At 41.8% G+C, this 19,514-nt stretch carries 17 protein-coding genes and 1 riboswitch; of the genes, 9 read left to right on the forward strand and 8 right to left on the reverse strand.

The features are described from left to right. The first annotated feature begins 157 nt into the window (after window positions 1–157). The 4 genes from FKZ59_RS11690 (at window position 158) to FKZ59_RS11705 (ending at window position 4,639) form a co-directional block, all read left to right on the forward strand. On the forward strand, window positions 158–1,606 hold the full coding sequence (locus FKZ59_RS11690) for an amino acid permease (RefSeq protein WP_141602938.1): 1,449 nt from the start codon (window positions 158–160) through the stop codon (window positions 1,604–1,606). Between the two features lie 105 nt (window positions 1,607–1,711). Continuing rightward, on the forward strand, window positions 1,712–2,413 hold the full coding sequence (locus FKZ59_RS11695) for a hypothetical protein (RefSeq protein ID WP_141602939.1): 702 nt from the start codon (window positions 1,712–1,714) through the stop codon (window positions 2,411–2,413). A gap of 121 nt (window positions 2,414–2,534) precedes the next feature. After that, window positions 2,535–2,636, forward strand: a riboswitch (purine riboswitch). A 117-nt stretch (window positions 2,637–2,753) separates the two neighbouring features. Further along, window positions 2,754–3,323 (forward strand): xanthine phosphoribosyltransferase, encoded by a 570-nt coding sequence (locus FKZ59_RS11700; protein ID WP_141602940.1) that lies wholly within the window; start codon window positions 2,754–2,756, stop codon window positions 3,321–3,323. A 17-nt stretch (window positions 3,324–3,340) separates the two neighbouring features. Next, window positions 3,341–4,639, forward strand: coding sequence for a nucleobase:cation symporter-2 family protein (locus FKZ59_RS11705; RefSeq protein WP_141602941.1), 1,299 nt, complete (start codon window positions 3,341–3,343; stop codon window positions 4,637–4,639). 94 nt (window positions 4,640–4,733) lie between these two features. On the opposite strand, the gene fumC is transcribed toward FKZ59_RS11705, so the two are convergent. The 7 genes from fumC to FKZ59_RS11740 form a co-directional block, all read right to left on the reverse strand. Then, entirely contained in the window at window positions 4,734–6,122 is a 1,389-nt protein-coding gene (gene fumC / locus FKZ59_RS11710) for a class II fumarate hydratase (RefSeq protein ID WP_141602942.1), read from the reverse strand. 261 nt (window positions 6,123–6,383) lie between these two features. Continuing rightward, window positions 6,384–6,938 (reverse strand): DUF1273 domain-containing protein, encoded by a 555-nt coding sequence (locus tag FKZ59_RS11715; protein ID WP_141602943.1) that lies wholly within the window; start codon window positions 6,936–6,938, stop codon window positions 6,384–6,386. Between the two features lie 123 nt (window positions 6,939–7,061). After that, complete coding sequence (locus tag FKZ59_RS11720; protein WP_141602944.1) at window positions 7,062–8,255, reverse strand: ornithine--oxo-acid transaminase; 1,194 nt, start codon at window positions 8,253–8,255, stop codon at window positions 7,062–7,064. Between the two features lie 159 nt (window positions 8,256–8,414). After that, window positions 8,415–9,581 carry an MFS transporter gene (locus FKZ59_RS11725; protein WP_141602945.1) on the reverse strand — a complete coding sequence of 389 codons (1,167 nt, stop codon included), beginning with the start codon at window positions 9,579–9,581 and terminating at the stop codon, window positions 8,415–8,417. 857 nt (window positions 9,582–10,438) lie between these two features. Next, a complete protein-coding gene (locus FKZ59_RS11730) occupies window positions 10,439–11,050 on the reverse strand; it encodes a class D sortase (protein ID WP_141602946.1) in 612 nt (203 codons plus the stop codon). A 59-nt stretch (window positions 11,051–11,109) separates the two neighbouring features. Beyond that, window positions 11,110–12,324 carry a hypothetical protein gene (locus FKZ59_RS11735; RefSeq protein ID WP_141602947.1) on the reverse strand — a complete coding sequence of 405 codons (1,215 nt, stop codon included), beginning with the start codon at window positions 12,322–12,324 and terminating at the stop codon, window positions 11,110–11,112. Window positions 12,325–12,354: 30 nt separating this feature from the next. Continuing rightward, a complete protein-coding gene (locus FKZ59_RS11740) occupies window positions 12,355–14,238 on the reverse strand; it encodes a hypothetical protein (protein ID WP_141602948.1) in 1,884 nt (627 codons plus the stop codon). A gap of 352 nt (window positions 14,239–14,590) precedes the next feature. Between FKZ59_RS11740 and menC the strand changes: the two genes are divergently transcribed. From menC to FKZ59_RS11765, 5 genes are all read left to right on the forward strand, one after another. Then, window positions 14,591–15,703, forward strand: a complete 1,113-nt coding sequence (menC, locus tag FKZ59_RS11745) for an o-succinylbenzoate synthase (protein ID WP_141602949.1) — start codon at window positions 14,591–14,593, stop codon at window positions 15,701–15,703. Window positions 15,704–15,740: 37 nt separating this feature from the next. After that, window positions 15,741–16,787, forward strand: coding sequence for a YkvI family membrane protein (locus FKZ59_RS11750; protein ID WP_141602950.1), 1,047 nt, complete (start codon window positions 15,741–15,743; stop codon window positions 16,785–16,787). Window positions 16,788–16,856: 69 nt separating this feature from the next. Beyond that, on the forward strand, window positions 16,857–17,624 hold the full coding sequence (locus FKZ59_RS11755) for a VCBS repeat-containing protein (RefSeq protein ID WP_141602951.1): 768 nt from the start codon (window positions 16,857–16,859) through the stop codon (window positions 17,622–17,624). 216 nt (window positions 17,625–17,840) lie between these two features. After that, window positions 17,841–18,506 (forward strand): Crp/Fnr family transcriptional regulator, encoded by a 666-nt coding sequence (locus FKZ59_RS11760; protein WP_141602952.1) that lies wholly within the window; start codon window positions 17,841–17,843, stop codon window positions 18,504–18,506. A 94-nt stretch (window positions 18,507–18,600) separates the two neighbouring features. Next, on the forward strand, window positions 18,601–18,795 hold the full coding sequence (locus tag FKZ59_RS11765) for a YgaP family membrane protein (RefSeq protein WP_141602953.1): 195 nt from the start codon (window positions 18,601–18,603) through the stop codon (window positions 18,793–18,795). A gap of 32 nt (window positions 18,796–18,827) precedes the next feature. Here FKZ59_RS11765 and FKZ59_RS11770 read toward each other — a convergent pair whose 3' ends face one another. Continuing rightward, window positions 18,828–19,412, reverse strand: coding sequence for a protein kinase domain-containing protein (locus tag FKZ59_RS11770; protein WP_342777678.1), 585 nt, complete (start codon window positions 19,410–19,412; stop codon window positions 18,828–18,830). Window positions 19,413–19,514: the final 102 nt, after the last annotated feature.

Consider the following 19,514-nt stretch of genomic DNA (forward strand, 5'->3'; position numbering starts at 1 on the left):
ATTCAAAATAAAAAAATAATGTTATATTAATAAAGTGCCATTCGAAATGGATACAAGTATAATAATACCTCTTAGGTGTAAATTTTGGTAGAAATTTGCTTTTCAAAAACAGGGTACTTTGTCGAAAAGGTAGTTGGTCAAAGGGAGTTTTATTTTTATGAGAAAACAGATCGAGCAACAGAAACAACTAAGACGCGGCTTAAAAAGGCGGCATATTACCATGATCAGTTTAGGGGGAACGATCGGAACGGGATTGTTCCTGGCAAGCGGCGCATCCGTTGCCCAGGCGGGGCCTGGCGGGGCATTGCTTGCCTATGTGCTGATCGGAATGATGGTGTTCTTTCTGATGACGAGTTTAGGAGAAATGGCGGCCTATATGCCTTCTTCCGGTTCATTCAGCACATATGCATCCAATTTCGTAGATCCGGCTTTCGGATTTGCGATGGGATGGAATTATTGGTACAACTGGGCCATCACCATTGCCGCGGAAATTTCGGCGGTCAATTTAATCATGAAATATTGGTTTCCGGATAGCTCCTCCGCTTTTTGGACCGTTCTTTTTATTGCGGTGGTTCTCACTTTTAATATCTTATCGGTTAATGCGTATGGCGAAAGTGAATATTGGTTTGCCATGGTGAAAGTGGCTACCGTCGTCATCTTCATTATCATCTCTTATTTAATGATTTTTGGAATCATTGGCAAGGACCGGATTGGATTTACCAACTTCTTTATCGGGGAAGCACCGTTTAATGGGGGCTTTCTTGCGGCGTTGGGTATCTTTTTGGCAGCAGGATTTTCCTTCCAGGGAACGGAATTGTTAGGGGTTGCAGCAGGGGAAACGGCAGATCCCGGAAAAAATATACCGAAAGCCGTGCGTTCCGTATTTTGGCGCATATTGTTGTTTTACATATTGGCCATCCTTGCAATCGGTTTGCTCATTCCTTATACAGATTCGCGGCTTTTGTCGGAAGATGTGGCGGTATCTCCGTTTACATTGGTGTTTGAACGGTCGGGAATCACGTTTGCCGCTTCTTTGATGAATGCCATCATTTTAACGGCAATGCTTTCCGCAGGGAATTCGGGATTATATGCTTCTTCCCGCATGTTGTGGCAATTGGCTGTGGAAGGGAAAGCGCCAAAAGTTTTTGCAAAAGTCAACAGCAGAGGGGTGCCGATTTATGCTTTGCTCGCCACCCTTGCCGTCGGTTGTTTGGCCTTTCTGTCTTCCTTTTTTGGAGACGGGGTTGTTTATATTTGGCTGCTGAATGCCTCCGGATTGTCCGGTTTTATTGCTTGGGCGGGAATCGCCATCAGCCATTACCGGTTCCGCAAAGCTTATATAAAACAGGGGAGAGATTTGAAAGACTTGCCTTATATATCACCCGTTTATCCGTTCGGTTCCTTGTTTGCGCTGATATTGTGCCTTGTTGTCATTATCGGCCAAAATTATCAGGCGTTTATCGGCGCAATTGATTGGCATGGAATTGCAGTTTCCTACATCGGATTGCCGCTGTTTATCCTCCTATGGTTGGGGTATAAGATAAAACATAAAACGAAACTCATCCCTCTCGAGGAATGCAATTTGGATGCAGGTAAGGAAAAATGATTTTGATTATAACAAACAGGCGTCCCGGCTGATATAATGTGAAAAGACGGCGTTTTGCAGGATTTATTTTCAATGGGACGAAAGATTTGTAAAGGATGAATCACAATGACAGTTTCAGTGGGTTTTTTCAAAAAAATTAGCGATTGGATTAGGGATGGGTACTCCCAGGAAATCATGTACCGTCCGTTCCAGGTGAATGGAAATCCTTATAAATCGAGGGTATTTTTAGTCGGTTTTTATCCGGAAACATTTGCCCATTTTCATTTGGACGATGCGAAAATATACGCGGATTCGCTGGTGGATCAGGAACTGTTTGAACAGTTGAACGGTGTTGAAATCGATGCAGCTTCGAGGGAATATAAAGGAAGTTTGAATTTTTCCCAATGGATGAAGGAGAAATTCGGTGAAAACGTTGTGTTAACGTATGTAAATGCTTTTATGGCAAAAGATGATAAACAATTTAAACAAATGAAAAAAGAAAACCATGTACTTTATCAAACAGGGAAAAGGTTGTTTGAAGAAGTGCTTCATGAATTTGGGCCGGAAATCATCATCATCCAAGGCTCCAAGGCTTTTGATGAATTTCGGGAAATTTATCAGGACCGATTGGTTCACAAAGCCGATGCCTTTCATACCGGAACGGTGCAGGAACTTGAAAAGCTGGGTATTATTGCGGAGTATCCTCTCCGAAATGGAGAAACATGTAAAGTCCTTGCCTGTCGCAATATGTCATACTTTGGAAAAGAAGGGGCTACATTTGGAAAAGTGAAAGAGACTCTTTCCGGACTGTTAAATAGTTTAGAATAAACTGAAAATACGAACAATTCTATTGGAAAATGATTGAATTTGCAGTGATTTCCGAATAATACAGACGTTTTTTATATAAATGTCTTGCATTCGACAAATGGCGTGTTTATAATTATAAACATTCAAAATAATAAATATCACTCATATAATTGCGGGAATATGGCCTGCGAGTTTCTACCGACTTACCGTAAATAAGTCGACTATGAGGGGATTATATAGATTTGTCGGATGCGTTTGCAGCAAGTCTAGGTGCTTTCGATTTGCTCGAAAGGCTTGTTCCTCATAGGAAAGGTCTTTCGGGTTTTTTTATTATAAGGAATAACGAAAGGGAGATTCTTTCATGGATCTGTTAAAAGAAAAAATCGTAAAAGAAGGGAAAGTCCTATCCGATACAGTGCTCAAAGTCGATTCATTTTTGAATCATCAAATCGATCCGCTTTTGATGAAAGAGATAGGAGAAGAATTTGCCAACCGGTTTAAGGATGAAGTGATTACAAAGGTGCTAACGATCGAATCTTCCGGAATCGCTCCTGCAACGATGTTGGGACTGGCGATTGGGGCGAAGGTCGTATTTGCCCGCAAAAAAAAATCTTTGACACTTTCAGGAGATTTATATACTTCAAAAGTCTATTCCTTTACAAAACAGGAAATGAACGAAATTTCTGTTTCCAAAGATTTCTTGTCACCGGACGATAATGTGGTCATTATCGACGATTTTCTGGCGAACGGCGAAGCGGTCAAGGGATTGTTGGATATTGCGGAACAAGCGGGATGCAAAGTGGTCGGAGTCGGCACTGTGATTGAAAAAGGATTCCAGAATGGCGGAAAAATGCTGCGCGAAAAAGGGGTCCGCGTAGAGTCTTTGGCCATTATCAAGTCTTTGAAAAACAATACCATTGAGTTTGCCTAATTTAGGAGGATATCAAAATGACGAACGGAAAAGCGATCACCCTTGGTTTGCAGCATTTATTGGCGATGTATGCTGGGGCTATTTTAGTGCCGTTGACGATTGGAAAAGAGTTGGGATTTAGTGATGAACAAGTTACTTATCTGGTAGCAATCGATATTTTGATGTGCGGTGTTGCCACATTGATCCAGGCGATGAGAGGAAAATTCTTCGGGATTGGATTGCCTGTGGTGCTAGGCTGTACTTTTACCGCGGTATTCCCTATTATTGCCATTGGCAAAAATAATGGAATCGATGCCATCTATGGAGCCATTATAGCTTCCGGACTCATTGTAATCTTAATATCTGGAATATTTGGAAAACTGGTAAAATTTTTTCCACCTGTTGTAACCGGTTCGGTTGTCACAATCATTGCCATTTCGTTAGTTCCGGTGGCAATGAACAATATGGGAGGAGGGCAAGGAGCTCCGGATTTCGCATCTGCCTCCAACATTGCTTTAGCATTAATAACACTGCTGATCATTTTAGTGATTTATCGATTTGCATCCGGCTTTATCCGTTCAATTTCCATTTTATTAGGATTAATATTGGGGACAATTGTTGGTATTTTTATGGGGAAAGTTGATTTTTCCCCTGTGGCCGAAGCAGGTTGGTTCCATATGGTGAAACCTTTTTATTTTGGGACGCCGGCTTTCGATCCGGCTTCCATCATTACGATGACCCTTGTAGCAATGGTTTCGCTGGTGGAATCAAGCGGGGTATATTTTGCTTTGGGAGATATTGAGAAAAAGAAGATCACTTCCGGTGATTTGGCCCGCGGTTACCGTTCGGAAGGGTTGGCTTCCGTCATCGGAGGAATTTTTAATGCATTCCCATATACAACGTTTTCCCAAAACGTCGGGCTCATTAAAATGACAGGAGTTAAAGAACGGAAAGTCATCTTTATTACGGGCGGCATGCTTGTCGCTTTAGGCTTCTTTCCAAAAATTGCGGCACTTACGACAATCATCCCGACAGCTGTATTAGGGGGCGCGATGCTCGCTATGTTTGGGATGGTGTTGACGCAAGGAATCACCATGCTTGCTCCTGAGATTTTGAAATCACCGGAAAATACAATGATTGTCGCCATTTCAGTGGCTCTTGGAGCCGGTGTGGCATTTGTTCCGGATATTTTCAAAGTGTTGCCGGACAGCCTTTCCATTCTAACGTCCAATGGGATTGTGTGCGGGTCTGTGTCAGCGATTGTGTTAAATGTTCTCTTTAATATGATTGGTCCGAAGAAAGAAAAATCCTTGCAAGCAGGCGCGATCAAAGAATAAACATGTCCAGCGCGAAAAAACCGGTCGGGAAAACCCGGCCGGTTTTTGTATATAAAGGGGTATGTTAAGGGATGAAAATGCAACGTTAAGCAAATCAGAGATTTGGATAAATCATTTTTTTCGGGTCGACATACTCGTCGAATTGTTCTTCTGTCAGTAGGCCAAGGGAAAGGGCGGCTTCTTTTAAAGTTATACCTTCCGCATGAGCTTTTTTAGCGATTTTTGCCGCATTTTCATAACCGATATATGGATTCAACGCAGTCACAAGCATCAATGAGTTTTCCAAGTTGCGTTTAAGCACTTCATGATTTGGCTCGATGCCCACTGCGCATTTGTCATTGAAGGATTTCATGGCATCCGCGAGCAGACGGGCGGATTGAAGGAAGTTATAGATGATCACCGGTTTAAATACGTTGAGTTCAAAGTTTCCTTGGCTGGCAGCAAAGGCGATTGTTGCATCATTTCCTATCACTTGTGTAACGACCATTGTCAATGCTTCGGATTGTGTAGGATTTACTTTGCCCGGCATGATGGAGCTTCCCGGTTCGTTTGCAGGGATGGTAATTTCACCGATGCCGCTGCGAGGGCCGCTTGCAAGCCATCTGACGTCGTTAGCGATTTTCATTAAGTCTGCAGCAAGCGCTTTCAATGCACCGTGGGCTGCAACGATTTCATCATGGCTTGTTAATGCATGGAATTTATTCGGTGAAGAAATGAATTTTTTCCCCGTAATGTTGCTGATTTCTTCAGCGACCATTTCGCCGAATTTCGGATGGGCGTTAATGCCGGTGCCGACAGCTGTACCTCCAATGGCCAGGCTTTTCAGATACTCTGTATTTTGTTTGATCATTTCTTCGGACCGCTCAAGCATATAGTACCAGCCGCTGATTTCTTGTCCCAACGTTAAAGGCGTTGCATCTTGCAAGTGCGTGCGGCCGATTTTAATAATGTCCTGGAAAGCTTCGGATTTTTCTTTTAATGTATTTTTCAACAATTGCAGACGGGGCAATAAGTAATCTTCCACGATTTGAACAGCGGCAATGTGCAGCGCAGTCGGGAATGTGTCGTTGGAGCTTTGGCTCATGTTCACATCATCATTTGGATGCACTTTTTCCGTGGATCCTTGCTCTTCCAATAATTGATTGGCACGGTGCGCGATGACTTCATTCACATTCATATTGGATTGGGTACCGCTGCCTGTTTGCCATACGACAAGAGGAAATTGGTCATCCCATTTGCCGTCGAGAATTTCTTCAGCAGCTTTAATGATTGCATCCGCTTTCTCGGGCGATAAATTATTCAACTTTTTATTGGCGATTGCTGCAGATTTTTTTAAAATAGCAAAAGCGCGGATCACTTCCATCGGCATTTTTTCAGTGCCGATTTGGAAATTTTCCTTACTGCGTTGTGTTTGAGCTCCCCATATTTTATCCGCTGGTACACGCACTTCTCCCAATGTGTCTCTTTCAATGCGATACTCCATTTGCCACAACTCCTTTTTCATCTTTTATTAGTATTGTAACTCAAAAATAGCATTTATAATAAAAATTTGGCTGCAACTGGCAGGTTGCAGCCCTAAAAATGAATGTCTATACAATATAGGGGGATATAGACATGTGTATAAAAACTGATTTTGAAAAAATGTATACGAGAATTTTTTGGGGTTCAGCCCGGAATTTTCTATTTACGATAATGATAATCATTATCAATTAAAATGTCAACAGGGAATTTTCAATTTTTAATCTTACCATTCACCCCTTTGCATTTCTTCCGCAATCATTTGCAAATCGTAAGAAGTGATGATGAACATTTCATATTCGTTTTTCTCCATATATTTCTCCGCAAGCCGTTTTAAATATTTGGGAGATCCTTCAAGATCTTCGTCATAAATGAGCAGCAGGGCATCGGTATTTTGAATGATAAATTTATCCTTTTCAATATATTGCCATGGGGCTTCATAAGGCTTTTTAGTGACGCTTGTCACGAAATCCGCGTTGCTGAGGATATATGCGAATTTTTCCTGCTTTTCTGGTTTCCAATTTTTCTCCATATCTAAGAAAGGTGTAATGACGGCAAATTTCAAATGGGGGAATTCCTTTTTGAGATCCATGACCACTTCGGCAGTCCATGTTTCCACCCCGGGCTGCCCGCTGATAATCACCCATTCCAGGCCTTGATCAATGAGATTTCTTAATTCGTTTTCGATGGACTTTTTCAAAATTTGTATGCCCGGATGTTTTTCATTGAAAATTCCCAGTTCATGAGGTTTATATCCTGAAACGTACAGCCTCCGAATCATTTTGCATCCCTCGCTTGTAATACCATACTATAACGAAAGGAAGGGGAGATTCAAAGGAATAATCTATTTTTAAAAGAAAAACAGGGCGATTTTTCGCCCTGTTTTCATGATTTGTCAGAAACATCACTGAAAGATTTCTTTTATCCGCTCCAGTGCCCAATCAATTTGTTCTTTCGTAATGGTTAATGGGGGAGCCAAACGGATCACATATTCATGGGTTTCTTTGCACAACAGCCCTTTTTCCATCAATCGCTCGCAGTACTTTCGGGCCGGTTCTTTCAATTCAATACCAATGAATAGCCCTCTCCCGCGCACTTCTTTAATGGCCGGGGATTTGATTTTCAATAATTGTTCTTTGAAATATTCGCCCAGTTCCAATGAACGTTCCACCAATTTTTCTTCCTCGATGACTTCCAGGGCGGCAATGGATACGGCACATGCCAGCGGGTTTCCGCCGAAAGTGGAACCGTGGGAACCGGGGTTTAGAACGCCTAAAATATTGCTGTCTGCCACCACGGCCGAAATCGGAATGACCCCTCCACCGAGCGCCTTTCCAAGCACATAAACATCCGGCACGACATCTTCCCACTCACAGGCAAACATTTTGCCAGTGCGCCCAAGACCTGTTTGAATTTCATCCGCGATAAACAACACATTTTGTTCTTTGCAAATTTGGGAAGCTTCTTTTAAAAATCCATCAGGGGGCACAACGATGCCGGCTTCACCCTGGATGGGTTCAACAATAAATGCGGCTGTGTTTGGCGTGATGGCTTTTTTTAGGGCTTCAATATCACCATATGGAATGATTTTGATTCCCGGAATTAACGGTCCGAATCCGCGCTGGTATTCCTTCTCGGATGATAGGGAAACCGGAACCATTGTCCGTCCGTGGAAATTGCCGGTGCATCCGATGATTTCGGCTTTGTTTTCTTCGACGCCTTTCACATCATATGCCCAGCGCCGGGCCACTTTGATGGCGGATTCGACAGCTTCGGCACCTGTATTCATCGGCAATACCATGTTTTTTCCTGTTATTCGGCAAATCTTTTCATACCAGGGGCCAAGCTGGTCGTTGTAGAAAGCACGGGATGTCAAAGTTACGCGATCTGCCTGATCTTTTAAGGCTTGTATGATCTTTGGATGGCGGTGGCCCTGATTGAGGGCGGAATAGGAAGAAAGCATATCCATATATTCATTTCCCTCAGGGTCCTTTACCCATACCCCTTCCGCTTCGCTGATGACGACAGGAAGAGGCTTATAGTTTCGGGCACCATATTGCTCAGTGATTTCAATAATCTCTTTTGACAATTTTCCCATATGAATCCCCCTTAAAAGTGTACTGAAGCGAAACAACCCATCCCTTTGGTTGACAACATTGCTTCTACTTCCATTATATATAATGACCTTTGCATTTAATCGGAGGGACAGATAAAAGGTTATCCTGACGAAAAAACAACGTCCGGATAACCCGTCTCATCAATGCGGTTGCCGCTGATTTTTCCAAAACATTGCGATGGCAATGCTGACAATTAGGATGATGGCGGCAAAATAGAAAGGAAAATTGAAATTGATGTCAAACAATATTCCTCCGATAATTGGTCCAAATACATTGCCTATGCTTGTGAACATGGAGTTCATGCCGCCGACGAATCCTTGTTCGTCACCCGCGATTTTTGAAAGGTATGAAGTGATGCCGGGGCGGACCAAATCAAAGCCGACGAACACAATCCAGCACGTGAACATGATGGCCCAATAAGATTCGACAATGGTCATCATGAAAACGAGCAAAGCGGAAAAGATCAAACTCCAGCGGACGACCATAATTTCGCCAAAACGTTTCGTGATTGCATCAAACAGGAGAATTTGCGCCAAGGCTCCCACAATGCCTCCGCCTGTGACGATAATGGCGATATCCCGTGGTGTAAATCCAAATTTATGATCGACAAACAAACTAAATAATGATTCAAAGGAAGCCAAGCTGAAAGTTGACAGGAAAATAATGATAAAAGAAATAAAATACATCGGCAAGAATATACGTTTCCAGCCAACTTTTTTGCCGTTCTTCGTTTTCGGCTGTTCCTGGCGCTCAGGCTCTTTTAATAGAAAAATGGAAGCGATGGCTGCAATCGCTCCTAAAGCACTTGCCGCAAAAAAAGGAACGCGGATGCCGAATTCTGCCAAAAATCCACCTATCCCAGGCCCTACAATGAAGCCGAAATTAATCGCCCCCGACATTAACCCCAGGGCTTTTGGGCGTTCGCTTTCAGAAGTGATATCGGCGATATATGCGGTAATCGCCGGCATAATGAATGCGCCGCTGAAACCTCCCAAAATGCGGGAAAGAAAAAGAAGCTCAATGGTTTTGCCGATTCCAAATAAGAATTCCGAAAAACTGAACAAAACCAGTCCAATGATAATCATCATTTTGCGTCCGTATTGATCGGTCCATTTTCCGGTAATAGGGGAGGCGATCAATTGGGCCAACGCAAAGGCGGCCACCATATTTCCCACAGCCGAGCCGTTAATAGATAGTTCGTTCATTAATGAAGGCAGCACCGGAATGACGATGCCGATGCCAGAGAAGGTAATGAAAATATTGCAAAGAAGCAATGCTAAAGCAATTTTTTGCGATTTGGATTGCATAAAAATCTCCTTTTAAAGTTCTAATCACCAGTTGAAGACAAAGAACAACGAGTTCGGGAAAAGCCTAATCCTATTTAAACCTTTGGGAAAGGTTGAGTCAAGAAATTATCCATGATGAAAAAACACATAAAATAGAATAATCTGCAGAAATTGGTTCCAACAAAAAAAGGATGGCAGTCTGCCATCCTGATCAGATAATGGGAATGTGGAAGAAAAGCGTCCGTACGGATTACTCGTCGTCAAAAGGGTTATAGTACTGGATTCGGAGAGACTTTTTCAAGGAAAAAGGAGGAAACAACGTCAGATTTCAGAGCAACCACCAACACGCCCGCCGGAAAAGTGCAGCAAAGATGCAGCCTGCGTCCATACCATTTCCCGCTGTGATTGGAATCTGCTCAGTCCAACGCCCAACTTGATTGATTCCATGTCTATGAATCAAATACGGGTTCTTTTGTTAAAAACGATTTGAACACTACTTTTTCATGAATCAATTCATGCAAGGGAGTGAAATATTCAAAGAGGGAGTGATTACAGAAAGCCGTATTTGTTCATGTTCACAATGCAGGAAAATGGGCATCCTTGCTGCATGACGTTCTGCAGTCGGAAACCGTATTCATCCAAGATGATGGATTAAATTTGCAGGGAGCTGTGAAAAGCAAGCGTTTCCCGTTTAAGCCTATTAAATGCATCACCTCCTTTTGTTAATATCATATTCATTTAATAGATTATGCGGATGGACAATTAGCCATTGTCTTAGCAAAGATTATGATTTTTTCGAGATTTTTTTGAGAAGAAATCTATAGCAAAAAAAGGTTCCGAGAAAAAAAACACCATTTTCGATTAAGAAAAATGGTGGTTTAATTTTTTGTCACTTCTTTTTTCTTTTTTGTTACTTCTTTAAATTCTCCGGTAACAATAAGCCGGTATTTGTTTGAATAAATCGGATGGCATGTAATGAGTGTGACTAACGCCTTGTCTTTTACAGGCAAGATTACTTCCACTTGCGTTGGTTTAATAATTTGAGTCTGGATGACGGTAAAAGTATATTTCTTAGTAGGCGTTTCAATATAAAATTCGTCTCCTTTTTCCATTTCATCGAGACGGTTAAAAAATTTACCGAATGTTGCAGTCCGATGCCCGGCAATGGCGAAATTGCTGTTTTTGTCTCCCAATTTGGACACAGGGCTGCTGTTGGTCATGTGGGTAACGGCACTTTTCATATTTTCATCGCTGGCGCCTTCTACAATAGGGGTTGTCAAGTCGATTTTCGGTATGTAGAGTTGCCCAATCATTTCCCCATCTTTGAAGGTCCTATTTTCCAAATCTTCTTCCGAAGCGGCAAAGTCAAGCGATTCGAATTCTTTCATCAGTTTTTGTTGTTCGTAATAGATTTTTATTTTTGTATATGCCACAAAAAGAAGAAGCGCAAGACCAGCCAACAAAAAGAGATTGCCGATTTTTCTTTTCATATTCTTCTCATTCCCTTAATTGATGATAAAAAAAGAGAGGGCGGGGCACCCTCTAAAAATTAGAAAGCTTCATTGAAGCGTCTTCTTAAAGCTACCCCTGTTAAGATGAATAATACAGAAAGGATGAATAATACTGTTGAATCAACAGCTGAACCTGTTACAGGTAATTTACCGTTGTTAGAACCGCCGTTGCCAGAAGGTTTTGTACCTGGTTTGTTATTGTCGCCATTTGAAATTGATCCGCCGTTGTTGTTATCGTTTCCACCGTTGTTGTTGTCGTTTCCGCCGTTGTTGTCATCGTTTCCGCCGTTGTTGTCATCGTTTCCGCCGTTGTTGTCATCGTTTCCGCCGTTGTTGTCATCGTTTCCGCCATTGTTGTCGTCGTTTCCACCGTTGTTGTCATCGTTTCCGCCGTTATTGTCGTCTCCACCGTTGTTGTCGTCGTTTCCACCGTTATTGTCGTCTCCACCGTTATTGTCGTCGTTTCCGCCGTTATTGTCGTCGTTTCCGCCGTTATTGTTGTCGCCTAGTTGTTGTAAATCTTCGTATTCAGCAACACCTAGGTGAAGATCTCCAAGAAGTGGAACGCCGTTAGTGTCAACAATAAGTAGTCCGCCGTGTTTCCAGAAATATTCATCTGTTTTTACAGTTTCTTCTTCAATAGCGCCAACGTGAGCTTTACCAAGAAGCGGGCTATCGATGTTTACATTGGCAACGCCATTATATGTGTATTCATAATCATCGTTTTTAATATATTTACTTTGAAGAACGCCAGCATCAACATCGCCGATAATTGAACCGTCAATGTCAGCAAGTACTACACCGGAGTTTTTGTAAACTTCATCTTCTGTAGTTTTTGTAGTTGTTTCCAATACACCAACATGTGTATCTCCAAGTACTGCTGAACCTTTGATATCGGCGCTAACAACGCCAGATCTTGAATATGAACCATCTTGGCTAGTTTCAGAACCAAGTACTTTTACATCTACTTCACCCAACAATGTATTTAAAAGACCGCCGCCTAAGCTTAAGTTTACAAGTGAATTGCTGTCATTTACGTTTGTGATTTGAGCAGGGTCTTTTGTCACTGTAGGTGGTAGTTTACCTTCTGTGCTATCTTCTTGAGTAGCAGTTGCTGCTAAATCTGTAGCAGTTGCTTGCACATCCCCAGTTTCTTCAGCTTGTACGTTTTCAGAGAAAACAACGAAGCTTAATGTTACCACTAAGGCAAACAAGATAGCTCTTAGCGATTTAACAACTTTCGAATTCTCCATTTATTCAATCTCTCCTTCTTTTATTATTTTTTAGTTTGCTGAAAAGAAGGAGATTTGAATTGGAGGTTTGTCTAGAGGCGGTTTCAGCCATTGATCCGCTAGGGACATTTCAATCGCTTTCAGCTTCGCTTTTTCAGCAGAAGCCCTCAAAAGATCTTGTGAGATATATCCAACAACTTGAGATTGACCATCAGATACATTTGAAGCAGAAGCGGAGGAACTATTGGAATTGGATTGACTGTTTGTTGGTGCAATATCCTTTTGTGTTGGAAGATATTTAACATTCTCTCTTACTTGTTTTTGTACTTCTTTAGATCTTTCCACTGCTTGAAGCAAGGAGTTTGCACCATTCACAATCATTTTCTTTCCGTTATCAAGCAACTCATTCAAAAGTTTTCCAACTGTGTTGTCGTTTTTCTCTATTTTTGCAACATCAGTTGAAGAACCGTCTTTTGATTTGCTTGGGTTCATTTCATCAGGATTATTTGTTCCTTCATCGAAATTGCTTTCAGGATTATCTCCTGTTGTAGGATTGTTTCCTTTAGAGTCGTCGTTGGATCCGTTATTTCCTGGGTTAGGATTATTGGATCCTTTGTCAGAAGAATCGTTGTTCCCATTGTTGGATTGTCCGTCGTTGCCACCGTTACCGTTCTGACCGGCAGGCGGTTGGTTTTTCGTTTTTGTTGTTCCTAAAGCGAGTTGGTTGTTTCTGTCTTTTGAGTGAATGAGATAGGTTTCGGTTTTTGTGAGATTAGGTGATTGTTCTTTGACAACTTCCCCGATGCCGAGATGGATATTTTTGCCGTCATCGAACGGAACGTCAACTAGAACAATCCCACTCTGAGTTTTCGTAGTGTCTCCATTTGTTTCTGTTTTTGTTTGGAGAACACCAACGTCCGCTTTGCCTAAAAGATCGCTATCTACTTTTACTTTGGCAAGAGCGAGCGTTTCGATCGATCCTTCTTCATTCACTTCACTCGTACCAGAAACAACTCCTACATCAAGATTACCCAGCAGTGCAGAATCCTGGATTCCTAAGCTTAATAAATCTGTTTGAGTTAGGACAGAGTTTTCAAGCTGAGTAGTGACGCTTGATACAAGGCCTACACGAAGATCGCCCGTAATTGGTTTTAATAATAGTGAATCTTCAAGACCAATACCGAGCAGATTTCCAGCTGTCTGTTGTCCTTGTTGCTTTTTGGAAATCAAATCGATGGTTGCGTTTCCTAGCAAATTTGTTTTTAAGCCGACACTCAATACACTGGCTTTATTTTCTTCTGGTGACGTCTGGCCAGAAAGAAGTCCAAGCTCCAATAAGTCGGCAACACCCAAGGAAAGCACACCCGTTTTACCGCTTTCATTTTTCGTTGTTAAGTGTAGTACCGCATCCTCGGCAAGCAAATTGATGGTAATTCCGAGAAGGTTGATGCTTAACAACGGTTTTCTTTTTTCTTTGACAACAGACTCCGCTTCGTTTTGGCCGGCTGCTGCAGCTGCAAGAACATCAGCTTCGATGTTTGCTTTCTCTTGACTTTCGGCGCTTAAGTATTCTTTTTCTACGGCAACGGCATCAGCAGATACTTTATCGTTTAAGTTACCTACTGCTATATTGGCGGCATTATCAATATGTTCTTCAGCTTGAGCGCCTAAGTCATCTGAAAGTTCAACATCAGAAACCGGTGTGTCTTGAGCAGATTCCAATACTGACTGGGAGTCGGCTGGTAAACTTTCAGCGAACTCGTCAGCAAAGGAATTAACAGCAAGTCCTCCGTCCACTTCATTGACTACAGTAACTTCCAATGTATCTGATTCCGCACTCGCCTCGTCGGAAATCTCATGTTCTTTCGCGAAAGCCATTGAAGGTGAACCTAACAAGAGAACAACGGCTGCTATTATTCCCGATACTCTCTTCATCCCTTTCTCACCTCCTTTCATAAAACAAGTATTACCATAAAATTTCATAATTTCAATACAAAATTTACAAATTCATAAATTTGAAAAAATTACAATAGTACAGTTTTAATTGAAAAATTAAATAAAATTCTCTTTTATTTAGTAAAAATATCATATCATATAAAAAAATAATAACAACAATTATAAAATAATATTATTTTTTTAACGATTATTTGATGTTCAAAAAATATGATAGGAATAAAGAATTTTTTTGGGGGAAGGGGAATTATGATAAATGTAATATGAAATGCTTGTTTGCTACAAGAAATTTGAACCAATCACCACATTTTTATGAAAAGGGAGCATATAGTAGATGAAAATACAAAAAATCATTGTGCGCCAATTGAAGATGCCGATGAAACATCCATTTACAACAAGTTTCGGTACGATCAATGATAAAACATTTTTATTATTGGAAGCCCATACAAATGACGGGTTGGTCGGGTATGGAGAGTGTGTCGCATTTGAAGCACCGTGGTATACGGAAGAAACGGTGAAAACGTGCTGGCATATGCTGGAAGATTTTTTGATTCCCGTCATTTTGCAGCGGGATATCGTACATCCTGATGAGGTGGGCAAGCTGTTTAAAGGCATCCGGAAAAACAAAATGGCAAAAGCATCGATTGAAGGGGCCGTTTGGGATCTATACGCGCAGGCCACCGGTCAATCTTTGGCGCAAGCCCTTGGAGGGAAGAAAGAAAAAATAGATGTAGGAATCAGCCTGGGAATCCAGCCAACGATCGAAAAGCAGATTGAAGTGGTAGGAAAATATATCGATGAAGGATATAAAAGAATCAAAGTCAAAATTAAGCCGGGCTGGGATGTCGAGGTCATCCAAAAACTGCGCGAAGCTTTTCCGGATGTGCCGATGATGGCAGACGCCAATTCGGCATACACATTAAAAGATATCAACCTTTTAAAGCAATTGGATGAGTTCGGTTTAATGATGATCGAACAACCTTTGACCTACGACGATATCGTAGATCATGCCATTTTGCAAAAACAATTGAAAACCCCGATTTGTTTGGATGAAAGCATTTTATCGGTGGAAGATGCACGGAAGGCGATCGAATTGGGAAGCTGCGGGGTGATCAATATTAAAATTGGACGTGTCGGGGGATTGTCAGAGGCGGTCAAAATTCATGATTACTGCAGGTCGAAAGGCATTCCGGTCTGGTGCGGAGGGATGCTTGAGGCGGGAATAGGGCGCGCCCATAATATCGCGCTGACCTCCCTGTCCAATTTTGTTTTGCCGGGAGATACCGCAGGCTCAAGCCATTATTTTGAAGAAGACATCATCGAGCCGGAAGTGGTTGTCTCAGACGGAACCATTCAAGTGCCTCAAACCGTCGGCATAGGGTATAAGCCAAAAAGAAAGGCGATTGAAAAATTTACGGTATCTTTGAAGGAGTATAATTATATATGAAGTTTTTCATGTTTGTATAGTGGAAATGGGGGAAAAGGTGAAGAACAGTTTTAAGATCGGAGGAGCCTTTGTCGGACTGATGATTGGGGGAGGCTTTGCATCCGGACAAGAGATATTGCAATTCTTTCTCTCCCATGGTTGGCAAGGGCTGTTCGGAGTGGCTGTTGCAACCGTGCTGTTGGCATTTCTGGGCAAGAATATTGCCGCGTTGGGATATTCTTTGAAAACAACCTCCCATAAAGAAGTGGTGCTTTTTATTGCGGGGCCGACAACCGGTTCCATCATAGACTGCCTTATTACCGTGTTTGCTTTTTGTTTTAGCGTTGCGATGTTTGCGGGGGCTGCAAGCGCTTTTGAAGTCCTGTTTGGCATCAACGGCTTCATTGGCGGCATTTTTATGGTCGGATTAACCGTTCTGACTCTCATGCTCAATGTGGAAAGAATCATTTCAATCCTTGCGCTCGCTCTTCCTTATTTAATTGTCATCATATTGGTAATGGTCATCGCATCCATTGCTGCAATGGAAGGGAGTTTTGCGGAACAAGCCCGGATCGCAAGCCAAACCTCAAAAAGCCATTGGCTGATTGCGTCCCTAATATATGTTTCGTACAATTTGGCGGCAGGGCTGCCCATGATTGCGGTCATGGGAAGTGCAGCCAAAAGCAAAAGGGAAGCGGGAATGGGAGGAATGATCGGGGGTCTTCTGCTCGGGACCCTCATATTACTGGTCTATTTGGCTTTATTGGCAAATGCGGATGCAATAATCGGGAAGCCCATGCCCACTTTGGCCATTGCGATGGAAATACATCCAATGATCGGCGCGATGATGGCCATTACTCTAATGGTGATGATTTATAGTACCGCAGTGGGGGTGCTATATTCCTTTGTCGTACGGTTTGTTTCACCCAAGTCCAAACTATATAAACCTTTTGTGATTTTTTCCGCATCGATTGCATTTTTGGCAAGTTTCATCGGATTTACAACCATTGTTGGCACGGTTTACTCCATCATGGGATATTTAGGATTCATCATCATCTTTATTGTTTTGAAAACATGGCTGAAAAGAAAAACGGATGCTGTCTGAGATTATGAACCAATTTTAAGATTTCCGCATAACAATGAAGTAATGGCATTCTCTCATGGGAGGAACAACATGTTTCCATATTGGCAACACAATCAGCGGGCAAGCGAGCCGGTACAATGGATTCCGCCGGTTTCTCGGTCCAAGGGGCCCTTTGTTGTGGCTTCCCAATATAGCGATGTAACCGGTGACGGAGTGGTTGACGGAATCTTTCTTATTGCAACAAAACTGGAGGATAGCCCCTATTTCAACAATATGAGCCTTGTCGTACAAAATGGTTTTAACCAGGAAATCTCTGTTTATCATTTGAAAGAAGCGGCCGGATACAATCCTGCCATTTGGACGGGAGACTTTACAGGGGACTATGTTGATGATATTCTTGTGACCGTGCAATCTGGGGGCAGCGGAGCGGCTGTCTATGCTTATGTATTTTCATTTATCAGCGGCAAGTTGGGAAAAATCTTTGACGCAATCCAATTTCACGAAAAACGCCAATATGAGGTAAAGTATGCAGACAATTATGAAGCGGTGGTAACGGGAAGAAATCCCAATCTTCGATATGTGATCAATCTCCTATATAAAGGTAAAGAATATTTGGATGAAATTTATGACGGAAATGGAAGATTGAAAGAGGCGATTGAAGGATGGGTCGATCCCATCAGTGGAATTTATCCTGTTGATTTAAGGGGCAATGGGAAGTATTCACTGCTGACGATGGAAAAAATCGCGGGAAGATACCATGCGGATGGATTGGGATTTGTAGAAAATGTATTAAATTGGAATGGTCGGGAGTTTGAAACGGTGATGCAGCATGTTGCGATTAATGGCGCGAGTTTCTAATATGATTTTTCTGTCGGTATGGAATATAGTCAACCATCCCATAAGCTGCTTCCGGATGAAGCGGCTTTTTTTTATGGGGCCAGGGTCAAAATATATTTTAACTTTCCAATGGAAGGGAATTGATCAATTCTGGATAGACTCAAAATTTTAGTTGTTTCAAATTTCTTTCACATTCTGATGTTAAAATAAAATTATCTTTTGTCAGGGGTGGAGTGGATGGAGCAACTAAAGGAGTACGAAAGTTTATTCCCGTTTATTGAAGAACTGATTGTAAACGAATTCAACATAAATTATGCGAAAAAGTCATTGCCGAAAGGGGTTGCAATATTTCATGAAGGGGACAGCTGCGAAGGAGTCCCTTTTGTGGTTAAAGGATGCATTCGTGTATCAAAAATCGGAAAAAACGGCAAAGAAATGAGCGTTTACCGCGTCAATGCAGGGGAGACTTGCATTCTGTCTGTCATGAGCATCCTCACCAATGAGCCTTATCCATTAACAGCCATTGTGGAAGAGGATGCGGAAGCGTTCATCATTCCATATGAAGAGTTTAAGAAATTGATGGGAGCGAGTTCGGATTTTCAGGATTATATCTATAAAACCATCATGTATCGATTTCAGGAAGTCATTAAAGTGATGGATGAAGTGATTTTTCATAGTACCGATGAACGGATTATCAAATTCCTTTTAAAATACACAGAAAATGATGGTGACATGATTGAAGCAACCCATGACAAAATTGCAATGGAAATTGGCACGGCAAGGGAAGTGGTCAGCCGCCTGTTAAAAGAAATGGAGCGGAAAGGCTGGGTTCATTTGTCGAGGGGAAAGGTATTTGTCATTAAAAGAACTGAGTTGGTCAAAAAACTGGAGAAATTGGTTTGAGGAATATTGAAAATTTTTTGAATAGGTGATTTTATCACAGAGCAAAGCCCCCTTTTTTTTTACAATAAAACAAATGCAATAAGGGGGCTATTCTATGAGTGCGAATGTAGGAACGGTCGATCGTATCATCCGCATCATCCTAGGCCTGGCCATTTTATCGCTGCTCTTTGTTTTGGAGGGGAATCTCAAATATATCGGATTAATAGGATTGATTCCTCTCATAACAGGCCTTGCGAAGTTTTGTCCTTTATATTCCTTGTTTAAAATCAATACTTGTCAAAAGAAATAAAAAGCGGCTAACGGAAGCCGCTTTTTTAATACTCAAATATCCGGGATGGAATGAAGAGCTTCTTCGGCGCTTGAGAAGGACGGCCGAATCAAAAGCAACCGTTCAATAAAGTTTTTCACTTCATCCGGCAATTGCAATTCCTCCTGCCAGCATTTTTGCCTGCTTTCTGTGGGCGTATAGGCGGAATAAAGCAAAAAGAGGAAAAAATGGCCCAGGAAATACAAATCGCTGCAATGATTGGCGGCTCTTTTTGGATTTTTTACTTTCATGATATCTTCTTTTGGATTGATGTACGTGGCTAATCCAAAATCGATGATGGAGAGTTTCCCTTGGTGGACCAAAACGTTCGGGATTCTTAAATCGCGATGAACGATCCCTTTTTGATGGATTTGTATGACCATTTGCAACAACACTTTCATAATGTGGATGGATTCGGGCAAAGAATAGACATTGCCTTCTTCAAATATGGCCTGCTCAAAAGTGCGCCCTTCCATGTAATCCATGACAAAGAAAGGAATGTTTTCAAGTTCATCAGCCATGATGACAGATGGTACAAAGGATAAATTTAATTCTTTCAGGATCTGGATTTCTTTGGCTCTTACGTATATTTGGTGAATGCCTTCCTATCATCCCTGTTGGAGATTTTTATTGTTTTATTAAAATAATAATTAAAGTCTATAGAGAACCCTTTTTTCTAACAAGTCTAATCCAGCACGGCC

Source organism: Ureibacillus terrenus, from assembly GCF_006569205.1.
In the GTDB taxonomy this organism is placed as follows: domain Bacteria; phylum Bacillota; class Bacilli; order Bacillales_A; family Planococcaceae; genus Ureibacillus; species Ureibacillus terrenus.